We start from the raw sequence: 10811 nt of genomic DNA, 5'->3' as shown, positions 1-10811 counted from the left end.
AGGGCTGAGCCCCGTGCAATACAGGACTCAGCCCTTGGCGGCCTAACTTACCCGTCCAACTTTACGGGGTCAGTTCACATGCGGCGTGCCGTTTTCATATCGACGCGGTCCGGGCCGCATCAGACTTGGGGGGCTGGCGGCTTACTTGTGACGGTCCGCCGAGCTTTCGAGCTTCTGGCCACCGCGCTGAATGTCCTGGCCGAGCCCCGCCATCGTGTTGCAGCCAGCCAACAGGGTGGCAAACAAAACGCACCAGATCCAACCTTTCTTCACGCCGGGCTCCTTTTGAGGATTTTAAGAATCGAGAGATTCAGGGATTGAGGGATTTGCGCCGATTTTACCGCTGCTGTGAGCGGGTTTGCCATCTGGTATGTGCCAATTTGTAAATCGTGCAACGGCCCGCAACGCCAGCCGGTACTCAGGCGTGGGGCCCCAGCAGCTCCCGGGCGCGCTGCTGGATTGCCGCATGGGTCTGGAGCAGCCAGGTCGCGGGGAATGGCTGCGCCAGCAGGTAGCCCTGCACGCTGTGGCAGCCCCAGGCCCGCACCGCCTCGAGCTGCTGGCGGGTCTCGATCCCTTTGGCACAGACCGACACGCCGGCGCTGCGGGCCAGCCTGCAGGCGGCGCGCAGGCTCTCGGCACGGTTGGCGGATTCGCCGGCCCGGGGTGCATGGCCCAGCCGGCGCGCGTCCAGCGTGACGCTGTCCGGGTGCAGCGCCGTCAGCAAGCGGCGGCAGCCCGGGCTGTCGTCGAAATCGCCGAGTGCCAGTTGCAGCCCGCGCCCGCGCAGCGCGGCAAAGCGGGCAATGATGTCGGGGTCGGCCGGCACGGCGCTGGCCGACACTTCAATGCACAGGCGGTTCGGCGCGATGCCGCCCGCGTCGAGGGCATGGGCCAGCGCCTCCACCATCTGCGGGCGGTGCAGCTGCGCGCTGGAGGCCAGCAGGGTGAATTGCAGCGGGGCCACGTTTTCGGCGGCGCGTACCAGTGGCAGCACGCTTTCCAGCAGCCAGCTGCCAATCCGGCCGACCAGCCCCAGCGACTCCACCGCCGGCAAGAAATCCTGCGGCGCCACGCGTCCCAGCGCCGCATGATGCCAGCGCAGCCGCACGGTGTAGCCGCTGACAACGGCGCTGGCGAAGTCGGCGCGCGGCTGCAGCTGCAGGCTCAGCTCGCCGCGCTCCAGTGCGTCGGGCAGGGCAGCCAGCAGGGGCGCGGTCGGCGGTGTGGCGGGCTTGTCGGCGCGTGCCAGGCCGTCGCCCCCCCGTCGGTCGACTTGCAGCATGGCGTCCAGGGCCTGCTGCAGGCTGCGTTCAGCCGGGATATCCGGATGGTCGGTGGCCACGCCGATGCTGCACGAAATAAACAGCTCGAAGCCCTCCAGCGCGAACGGCCGGGACAGCTCGTCGGCCAGCCGGCTGGCCACCGGGCCGGGGTCGGGCACGCCGTCCGGCAGCGCGGTAATGACCACCAGGTCTGCCGGCGCCATCCAGTGCATGATGGCGCCGGGCGGCAGCAGGCAGGCGATGCGTGCCTGCACGATGGCCTGCAGCCTGGCCGCGCGCCGGGGGCCCAGGGTTTCGCAGGCGCTGGCAAACCGGTCCAGGCGGATCGAGAGGATGGTCGCCGGCTGCCCGGTGCCGGAGCGGCGTGCGGCAAGCGCGGACACCAGGGCGGAAGGCTGTATCGCGCCCGCGGCCGCTGGCGCGGCGATGTCATCGGCATCAGGATGCATGGATGGTCTTGCGGACAGCCGGTTGATGGCCTCGCGATGTCCGCGTCTCCCCGGTAGCGGATTTGGTCGTTCGGCTGGCCGCTGGGGCGGCCGCCGGCGCTTGTCGTCAGGCCTTGGTGATCCAGCCTGCCACGGCCGCATGCGGGCCGCACAGGCCGATCATAAGCGAAGGGGAGGGGGCGGAACATTGCAAATTGCGCCAAGGTGACTTGGTCGCAACCTGCAACTTGATATGGATCAATATGGCCGTCATCGGCTGTGATCCAGGATTGACGCCACTGCCGGAATCAGGGCATCGGCGGATGGGCTGGCCTGATCAGCCGGTGGTCTCTTCCTCAGGTCCTTCCTGCGGGGGCAGGCGCGAGGCCAGCACCTTGTCGATGCGTTTGCCGTCCATGTCGACGATCTCGAAGCGCCAGTCGCCCCATTGCACGCTGTCGGCGATCTGCGGCAGGCGGCCCAGCAGCAGGAGCAGCATGCCGGACAGGGTGTGGTAGCGCTCTTTTTCTTCCTCCGGCACCTGGCGCAGGCCGATGCGGTCCTTCAGTTCCGGGATCGGGATCAGGCCGTCGAGCAGCCACGAGCCGTCGTCGCGCTGCACTGCCCATTCCTCGCCGGCGGCGTCGGCCTTGAATTCGCCGGTGATGGCCTCGATCAGGTCCTGCAGCGTGACCAGGCCCAGCACTTCGCCGTACTCGTCGATGACAAAGGCCATCTGGCCGCCGGAGCCGCGGAAATTCTCCAGCAGTTCCATGCCGGTCACGCTCTCGGGCACGAACACCGCGGGCTGCGCCGCGGCCTTCAGGTCGGCTTCTTCGCCGCGCAGCCGGCGCGCCAGCAACTGGCGCGCGCTGACCACGCCGATGATGTCGTGCATGCCGCCGCGCACGACCGGAAAGCGCGAGTGGTCGGATTCCTCGATGCGGTGCAGGTTTTCATCGAGCGTCTCTTCCACGTCCAGGTACACGACATCGCCGCGCGGCACCATCAGCGATGCCAGTTGGCGGTCGTCCAGCCGGAACACGTTGCGCACCATGGTGTGCTCGTGCTGTTCGATCACGCCGGCTTCGGAACCCTCGACCAGCAGCGCGTGGATTTCTTCCTCGGTCACACCCGGGCCGCGGTCGACCTTGGTGCCGAGCAGCCGCAGCACCAGCCGCGTTGAGCTGGACAGCAGCTTGACGAACGGGGTGGAGGCCACGGCCAGCCAGCCGATCGGGCGCGCCACCAGCCGCGCGATGGCTTCGGGGGCCATCTGGCCCAGGCGCTTGGGCACCAGTTCGCCCAGCACGATGGAAAAGTAGGTCAGGCCGGCCACCACGATGGCGGTCGCCACATAGCCGGAGGTGTTCGGCGACAAGCCGAAGCCTTGCAGCCAGAGGCCCAGCGGCTGCGCCAGCGTGGATTCGCCGACCACGCCATTGAGCACGCCGATCGACGTGATGCCGATCTGCACCGTGGACAGGAAGCGCGTAGGATCCTCGCCCAGCTGGACCGCGGCAATCGCGCCGCGGTCACCGTTCTCGATCTGGCGCTGCAGACGTGCCTTGCGGGCCGTGACCAACGCGATCTCGGACATCGCGAACAGGCCGTTGAGCAGAATCAGCGCCAGCAGTATGGCAATTTCCATCAGGGTGCGCGCCCTATGCGTGTGAGTTGAAAGCACCAAGCATACCATCCGCGCATGACGGCTCGGCGGTTCCCCGGTGCAGGTGATGGTGGCGCCTTCGCCTGGCGTGGCGATAACTAATGGAGATAGCTCGATACCTAATATTCAATAGATAGTTATCGTTGGCTGCGCCAGACTTCCGTCCATGGCAGCACCTGTGCCGCCTTCCGAACAGCCTGGAGCCTACAGGCGTGCGAATCACAAGGAGACAGAATGGACAGCCAATGGACGGCCGTGCTGGTGGAGAAATTCGGCCATAGCTTCAGCGCTTACGAACTGGATGGCGGCGAGCGCTGCTTCAGTGTGCAGTTGCCTGACTATCCGCATGAATTCGTGGTGGACCGCGAGCGCCTGTGCGGCTACGTCGGCCACTATGGCGTGCAGACCTTCGCGCACGCCGGCGACGGCGGCGCCGCGGTGATCGCGGTCGACCTGATGCGCGGCGTTGTCAGGGCTCAGCTCGATTGCTCGCCCTATCACCGTATCCATGGCCTGCAGATCGACCGGCAAGGACGCGTCTACGCGCTGAGCGAGCGCGACAATATGCTGCTGGTGTTCGAAGCGCCGCTGGAGCGCCCAGTCCCGGACCGCGCCGTGCCCGCGGGCGGGGTCAAGAGCCATCTGTTCGTACTGTCGGCCGATGGTGAGCGTGCCTACGTGACCAACCTGCTGTCGCATACCGTGACGCTGGTCCACCCCTACGATGCCACCCGCACTCCGCGCGCGGCGTACGCCGGCAGGCGCCCCGAGGGCTGCTGCCTGAGCCGCGACGAAGCGGCGCTCTACGTCGCCAGCCGCGACGATCACAGTCTGACCCGGCTGGACGCGTGCACGATGGAAGCGGTGCGCACGGTGCCGACCGGCGAGGATCCCACCCGCATCTACTGGTCGCCGGACGACCGCCTGTTCGTGCTCAACTACGGCGAGCGCAGCATCCGCATTTTCGACCCCGACACGCTCGCCGAAACCGGCCGGGTCGACACCGGCGCCAAGCCGATCGCGCTCGCCTTCCATCCGGCTGACCCGAGCCGCGCCTATATCGCGCTCAACGACCACACCGTCGGCCAGCTTGACCTGCCTGGCCTGACCCTGCGCCATGCCTTCACCACCGGCAAGGAACCGGACGGTCTTGCCATCCTGGCCTTGCCGCCGCGGTAGTCAGCGGGCGTTCAAGGCCGCGAAGGCAGCGCAGATGCCAGCGGCCTATACCCGGAAATCCATACGGAGACAGAGTATGAAAGGCTTGGACCAAGCCGGCGCCGGCACGTCCGTCGCCATCGACGCGACACCTCTCACCGTTGCCACCGGCATCCCCGCCCAGCGCTGGTGGCGCATCATCCCGCCGATCCTGATGGTCTGCATCGTCTCGTACATGGATCGCGTCAATATCGCCTTCGCCATGCCGGGCGGGATGGGCGACGCGCTTGGTATCGGCGCCAGCATGGCCGGCCTGGCCGGCGGCATTTTCTTTGTCGGCTATCTGTTCCTGCAGATTCCCGGCGGCAAGCTGGCCGTGCGCGGCAGCGGGCGCAATTTCATCGCCTGGTCGATGCTGGCCTGGGCCGTCATTTCCGTGCTGACCGGACTGGTGCGCAACGAGACCGAACTGCTGGTTCTGCGCTTTGCGCTGGGGGTGGCCGAGGGCGGCATGCTGCCGGTGGTGCTGACCATGGTCGGCAACTGGTTTCCCGACCACGAACGCGGGCGCGCCAACGCCCTGGTGATCCTGTTCGTGCCGATCGCCGGCATCATCACCGCGCCGCTGTCGGGGCTGGTGATCGCGGCGCTCGACTGGCGCTGGCTGTTTATCGTGGAAGGCCTGATTTCGCTGGCCTGCCTCGGCGTGTGGTGGAAACTGGCCAGTGACCGGCCCGAGCAGGCGCGCTGGATTTCGGCCGAAGAGAAGGCTTATCTGCTGGCCCGCCTGCGCGAGGAAGAGCAGCAGGCAGCCGCCGCTGGCGCGAACGTGGTGCAGGGCGCGGGCGGCACGCGGGCGGTGTTGGCGCGCATCCTGTCGCAGGACGTGATCTGGCGTCTGATCGCCGTCAATTTTCTCTACCAGATGGGGATCTACGGCTACACGCTGTGGCTGCCCACCATCCTCAAGGGCCTGACCGGAGGTGGCATGGGGCAGGTCGGCATGCTGGCCGTGCTGCCCTACCTGGGCACCATGGCCGGCATCCTCGCGATCTCCTCGCTGTCCGACCGCACCGGCCGGCGCAAGGTCTTCGTGGTCTGGCCGCTGCTGGGTTTCGCCGCCTGCCTGGCCGGTTCGGTCTGGTGGCACGACAATACCTGGCTGTCCTATGGCCTGCTGGTCGGCAGTGGCTTCTTCCTCCAGTCCGCCGCGGGGGTGTTCTGGACCTTGCCACCGCGGCTGCTGGCCGCCGAGCACGCGGGCGTGGCGCGCGGCGTGATCAATGCGCTCGGCAACCTGGGCGGATTCTGCGGCCCCTATGCCGCGGGCGTGCTGATCGAGCGCGTCAGCGCGGGTGCCGGTGTCTACCTGCTGGTCGCCGCGCTGGTGCTGGCCGGCGCCCTGGCCGCCACGCTGCCGAGGCGGTGCCGATGAGCAGGGTAACAACTGCCGCGCTGCCCGCAGGCCTGGCCATCGTCGACGCCCACCACCACCTGTGGCAACTCGGGCGCGGCCGCTATCCCTGGCTGCAGGACGAATACCGGCCGCAGAGCTTCTTTCTCGGCGATTACCAGGCCCTGCGCAGCGATTACCTTGAGGCGCAGTACGCGCATGACACTAGCGCCGTCACAGTGCTGGCCACTGTGCACGTAGAGGCCGAACGCGACCGCCGCGAAGCCGTCGACGAGACCGCGTGGCTGCACGGCCAGGCCTGGCGCCCCGGCATGGCTGCCGCGGTGGTGGCCTACGCGCCGTTCGGCACTCCAGGATGCGCGGAGCTGCTGGCGCGCCAGGCCGGTTTCGCGCGGGTCAGGGGGATCCGGTGCAAACCGCTGACGGCGTCGGCGCCGGGCGAGTCGGTGGCAGGGCGGCCCGGGTCGATGCAGGACCAGGCCTGGCTGGATGACCTGGCGCGGCTGGAACGCCATGGCTTGTCGTGGGATCTGCGGGTACCGTTCTGGCATTTGCGCGAGGCGGCGCGGGTGGCGGCCGCCTTGCCGGGTGTGCCGATCGCGCTCAATCACGCGGGCCTGCCGCTGGACCGCTCGGAGGAGGGCCTGGCCAGTTGGCGCGCCGGCATGGAGGCGTTGGCTGCCTGCGCCAATGTGTCGGTCAAGCTGTCGGAGTTCGGGCTGGCCGGCGGGCGCTGGGATGCGCAGGGCAACCGCCGCATCGTGCGCGAGGTGCTGGCGATATTCGGGCATGAGCGGGCGATGTTCGGCAGCAACCTGCCGGTGTCGGGCCTGAGCGCGGACTTGGGCACGATCCTCGGCACCGTGTGCGAGGCGCTGCCGGACACCGCGGCCAGGCAGCGCGTGCTGGCTGGCAATGCGGTCAGGTTCTATCGGATCAATGTTCCAAGGCCGTCCGAGCTGGCCTAGAACCAGCGGCAAGCACAAGCATGCTATAAGTCCAATCTTCGCCGCAGCCCGGCCACCATGCCAGACCTCCCAGCCACCCTCTCCAGTGCCGCCACCCTGCGCAAACGCCTGCATATGCGGCATCTGCGCCTGGCCCTGGCCCTTGCCGAGCACCGCTCGCTGCGGCGCGCCGCGGCACAGATGGCGCTGTCCCAGCCAGCCGTCACCAAGGCATTGCACGAGCTCGAGAGCGTGGTCGGCACGTTGCTGTTCACGCGGCATGCGCGCGGCATCGAGCCGACGGTGTTCGGCGAGGCGCTGATCCGCTATGCGCGCGTGGTGCTGGCCGACCTGGATGCCCTGCACGATGAATTTGCCGCCATCGCCGCGGGCGAGGTGGGCAAGGTGCGGCTCGGCTCGATCCTGGCCCCGGTGCCTTCCGTTCTGTCGGCCGTCATCAACGCGCTCAAGGCGCGCTATCCGCGTTTGCATATCGTGATGCAGGTCGATACCAGCGACGTGCTGGTACAGGCGCTGCGGCAGGATGCGCTGGACGTGGTGATCGGACGCATTCCCGAAGGCACGGTGGCCGACGATCTCGACTTCGAGCCACTGTTCGAAGAGTCGCTGGCCATCGTGGCGCGCGCCGGCCATCCGCAGGCAGGCAAGCGCGGCGTCAAGCTGGCTTCCCTGGCCGGCTATCCCTGGATCATCCCGCCAGCGGCGGTGCCGATGTGGCAGATCATCGACCAGACCTTCCGCGACAACCGCGTGCCGCTGCCGGAAGACATCATCGAGACCTCGTCGATCATGGGCACGCTGCCGCTGCTGGCGGACAGCGACCGCATTGCCGTCGTGCCGGGCGCGATCGCGGAGTACTTCGTCGCCCTGGGTGCGCTGGCAGTCCTGCCGGTGGCGATGCGCGGGCGGCTGGTCCCCTATGGGATTTTGCTGCGCCGGCGGCGGGCCGCGACGCCGGCCATGCGCCTGCTGATCGACGCGGTGCGCGCGGCGGGGCCCGGCGCTCCGCAGGCGATGACTGAATCGGAGCCATTACCTGCAAGGTAATGGTCATACGCCGCGGTGCATGCTGTAATGCATGCCATGGACACGCTGACCCCAGCCTCGGAGGCTACCCTCGACTTCCCCGGCCTGCTGCGCTACTGGCGCAGCAGGCGCGGCTACAGTCAGCTGGCGCTGTCGCTGGCCGCCGGGGTGTCGCAGCGCCACATCTCCTTCCTGGAATCCGGCCGCGCCCGCCCCAGCCGTGAAATGGTGCTGGCGCTGGCCGAGCGCCTGGGCGTGCCGCTGCGCCAGCGCAACCGGCTGCTGCTGGCCGGCGGCTTTGCCCCGGCCTACAGCGAACACGCGCTGGCTTCGCCGCCGCTGCAGATGGTGCAGCAGGCGATCGCGCTGATCCTGGCCAAGCAGGAGCCGTACCCCGCCGTGGTGCTGGACCGTTTCTGGAACCTGGTGGATGCCAACCCGGCCTACCGGCGCATGCTCGAGACCCTGCTGGGCGGGCGCGCGCCGGCATCGCTCACGGAAGGCAGCCACAGGATCAACCTGATGCTGACCGTGTTTGATCCGGAGGGCCTGTGGCCGGTAATCGAAAACGCGCGCCAGGTCGGGCGCTACCTGTTGCGGCGCGTGTGGCAGGAGCTGCAGGTACAGGCCCACGACCAGACCGCGCGCGAGATCTTCGGGCGCATCGCCGCCTGGCATCCTGACATGGTCGGGCCGGGCGGCGCGCTGCTTCCCGAGGACGACGGCACCGATGGCCCGCCGGCGCCATTGCTGCCGGTGGTGCTGCATGCGGGCGCGTTCCGCGCGTCGCTGTTCTCGACCCTGACCACGCTCGGCATTCCACAGGACATCACGCTGCAGGAGTTGCGCATCGAGTGCTTCTTCCCGGCTGACGACGCCACCCGCACCCTGTTTGAAGCGCAGGCCGGGGCTGCAGCGGCCGCCGTCAGAAGCGGTAGCGCAGGTAAATGACGTGGAAGGTGGTGCCGGGATTGGGGTCCTTGATGCCGCCATTGGACAGGTGCTGGAAGCGGTAGCCCGCGGTAAAGCGCCGGTCCTTGCCCACCGTCAAGCCGATCCCGGCGTACTCCGAGAACTGGAAGGCGGTGGAAATGTCGTGGTTGGCCGAGGTGTGCGTGCTGGTCAGCAGGCGCGGCCCGACCGACAGCTCGAGGAAGGGCACCCAGGTGTGGCGCCACCATGCGATCCGCACCACCGGCGAGGCACCAAACTCCCATAGGTCGTTGGGTTGGTTGTCGCTGCTGCTGCGCCAGCGCGCAACGTTGACCTCCCATTGCAGGTCGACCTGCCAGCCTTGCGGATTGCCCCACGCAAAGCCCGAATCCCACAACATGGCGACCTCCGCCTTCTGCACGTCGTGGCCATCGTCGAAGCCGTAGCCAAGCTGCACGGCAGGCGCGGCGCGTGCCGTCGCTGCCAGGCACAAGGGCAGGGCAAGCAGGCCCGCGGCGACGGTGCGGCGCACCCGCTGTTGCCACGCATGCCGGCAGGGCGGGGGTGGATGGAACGAGGAACAACTCACACGGCGGTCTTGTCTGGCTTCTTGTTCGTGTCGGCGCATGGGAAGCACGGATGAAGAGGTGCTGCGTTGTTGTCCGGCAAGGCATGAGCCGGCCGCCACGGCGGGCGCCCGCTTGCACATGCGCTGCCTCCCTGCCTTATTTGTAGTACACGCGAGGCCACGTTGCGATGGTCGGATTTGTTCAAGCGTGGTCGAGCGCCCGTCCGGCGCTCTGCGTTGGGACAAAGAAAAAAAGTAATCGTGCTAACATTCGCGGGCCGGCGCCGGCTACAAGGCCGCGCCGGTTCGTTACGTCTTCAGGGCGGGGTGAAAGTCCCCACCGGCGGTATGCCGCGGCGCGCAGTGCGTGTCCGGCGAGCCCGCGAGCGCTCGCATTCCCGTGCGAGGTCAGCAGACCTGGTGAGAGGCCAGGGCCGACGGTCATAGTCCGGATGAAAGAAGATGGGCGGAGCTTGCCCGCGCGGCCCGGCGCCTTGCCTGGCCTTGCGGTTCGCTGTTGCCTTGCGCCGCGCGCGGCTGCTCGTGCGTGCGCTTCAGGCGCGGCGTGCGGCGCTGCAACTCCGTTGATCCTTCCCCTGGAACGCCCATTGATGCTGAACAAGGAGCGTTTCATGCCTAGCCTTTCCACCGAAGCTGTTGCACCCGAGGTGTCCGCGGATCTTGCCGCCGATGCCGACCCACGTTCCCTGGCCGCGCGCATCGCGCAGGCGCTGGACGCCATGCGCGAAGGCCGTCCGGTCGTGCTGCTCGACGATGACGACCGCGAGAACGAGGCCGACCTGATCCTGGCGGCGGAACGCCTGACCAACGCCAACATGGCGATGATGATCCGCGAATGCAGCGGCATCGTTTGCCTGTGCCTGACCGGAGACAAGGTGCGCAGCCTCGGCCTGCGGCCGATGGTCGAGCACAACCGCAGCCAGTACGGCACCGCCTTCACGGTATCGATCGAGGCCCGCGAAGGTGTCAGCACGGGTGTCAGCGCCGCCGATCGCATCACCACCATCCGCGCCGCCATTGCCGGGGATGCAGGCACAGATGCGGTGGTCAGCCCGGGCCATGTGTTTCCGCTGGTGGCGCGCGACGGCGGCGTGCTGGTGCGCCGCGGCCATACCGAGGGCTCGGTCGACCTGGCCCGCATGGCAGGCCTGTCGCCGGCCGCGGTGTTGTGCGAGCTGATGAACCCGGATGGCACCATGGCACGCCGGCCGGAGGCGCTGGCCTTTGCCGAGATGTATCAGTTGCCGGTGCTGACCATCGAGGACCTGGTGGCCTGGCGGCGCCTGCACGACTGAAAAGTCGCCGCCTGCACGCATCTTCGGCATGCAAACGCGCCGGGA

The 10811-nt window shown here is 68.1% G+C and carries 10 protein-coding genes and 1 riboswitch; of the genes, 6 read left to right on the top strand and 4 right to left on the bottom strand.

Going from position 1 to position 10811, the window contains the following annotated elements:
• Window positions 1–141: 141 nt before the first annotated feature.
• From AC3WVS_RS02140 to AC3WVS_RS02130, 3 genes are all read right to left on the bottom strand, one after another.
• A complete protein-coding gene (locus tag AC3WVS_RS02140; protein ID WP_010814145.1) occupies window positions 142–273 on the bottom strand; it encodes an entericidin A/B family lipoprotein in 132 nt (43 codons plus the stop codon).
• A 145-nt stretch (window positions 274–418) separates the two neighbouring features.
• On the bottom strand, window positions 419–1735 hold the full coding sequence (locus tag AC3WVS_RS02135; RefSeq protein WP_492317173.1) for a GGDEF domain-containing protein: 1317 nt from the start codon (window positions 1733–1735) through the stop codon (window positions 419–421).
• Between the two features lie 316 nt (window positions 1736–2051).
• Entirely contained in the window at window positions 2052–3365 is a 1314-nt protein-coding gene (locus tag AC3WVS_RS02130) for a hemolysin family protein (protein WP_492317172.1), read from the bottom strand.
• A gap of 252 nt (window positions 3366–3617) precedes the next feature.
• Between AC3WVS_RS02130 and AC3WVS_RS02125 the strand changes: the two genes are divergently transcribed.
• From AC3WVS_RS02125 to AC3WVS_RS02105, 5 genes are all read left to right on the top strand, one after another.
• Complete coding sequence (locus AC3WVS_RS02125) at window positions 3618–4562, top strand: YncE family protein (protein WP_492317171.1); 945 nt, start codon at window positions 3618–3620, stop codon at window positions 4560–4562.
• A 76-nt stretch (window positions 4563–4638) separates the two neighbouring features.
• Window positions 4639–5976, top strand: a complete 1338-nt coding sequence (locus AC3WVS_RS02120; protein WP_492317170.1) for an MFS transporter — start codon at window positions 4639–4641, stop codon at window positions 5974–5976.
• Window positions 5973–6923, top strand: a complete 951-nt coding sequence (locus AC3WVS_RS02115; RefSeq protein ID WP_492317169.1) for an amidohydrolase family protein — start codon at window positions 5973–5975, stop codon at window positions 6921–6923. The genes AC3WVS_RS02120 and AC3WVS_RS02115 overlap by 4 nt, the downstream gene beginning before the upstream one ends.
• A gap of 57 nt (window positions 6924–6980) precedes the next feature.
• Window positions 6981–7970 carry a LysR family transcriptional regulator gene (locus tag AC3WVS_RS02110; protein ID WP_492317168.1) on the top strand — a complete coding sequence of 330 codons (990 nt, stop codon included), beginning with the start codon at window positions 6981–6983 and terminating at the stop codon, window positions 7968–7970.
• A 36-nt stretch (window positions 7971–8006) separates the two neighbouring features.
• Entirely contained in the window at window positions 8007–8900 is an 894-nt protein-coding gene (locus AC3WVS_RS02105) for a helix-turn-helix domain-containing protein (RefSeq protein WP_492317167.1), read from the top strand.
• On the opposite strand, the gene AC3WVS_RS02100 is transcribed toward AC3WVS_RS02105, so the two are convergent.
• The gene (locus tag AC3WVS_RS02100) at window positions 8875–9414 is read right to left on the bottom strand and encodes an acyloxyacyl hydrolase (RefSeq protein ID WP_035816823.1); all 540 of its coding nucleotides are present in this window, start codon (window positions 9412–9414) and stop codon (window positions 8875–8877) included. The two genes, AC3WVS_RS02105 and AC3WVS_RS02100, sit on opposite strands and share 26 nt — an antisense overlap.
• 345 nt (window positions 9415–9759) lie before the next feature.
• Window positions 9760–9918, top strand: a riboswitch (FMN riboswitch).
• Window positions 9919–10082: 164 nt separating this feature from the next.
• On the opposite strand from AC3WVS_RS02100, the gene ribB reads away from it, so the two are divergent.
• Entirely contained in the window at window positions 10083–10766 is a 684-nt protein-coding gene (ribB, locus tag AC3WVS_RS02095; RefSeq protein ID WP_492317166.1) for a 3,4-dihydroxy-2-butanone-4-phosphate synthase, read from the top strand.
• Window positions 10767–10811 lie beyond the last annotated feature (45 nt).

This window comes from Cupriavidus sp. CPT47-8839-RL05A (genome assembly GCF_058792255.1).
This window is presented reverse-complemented; position numbering and strand designations above follow the sequence as displayed.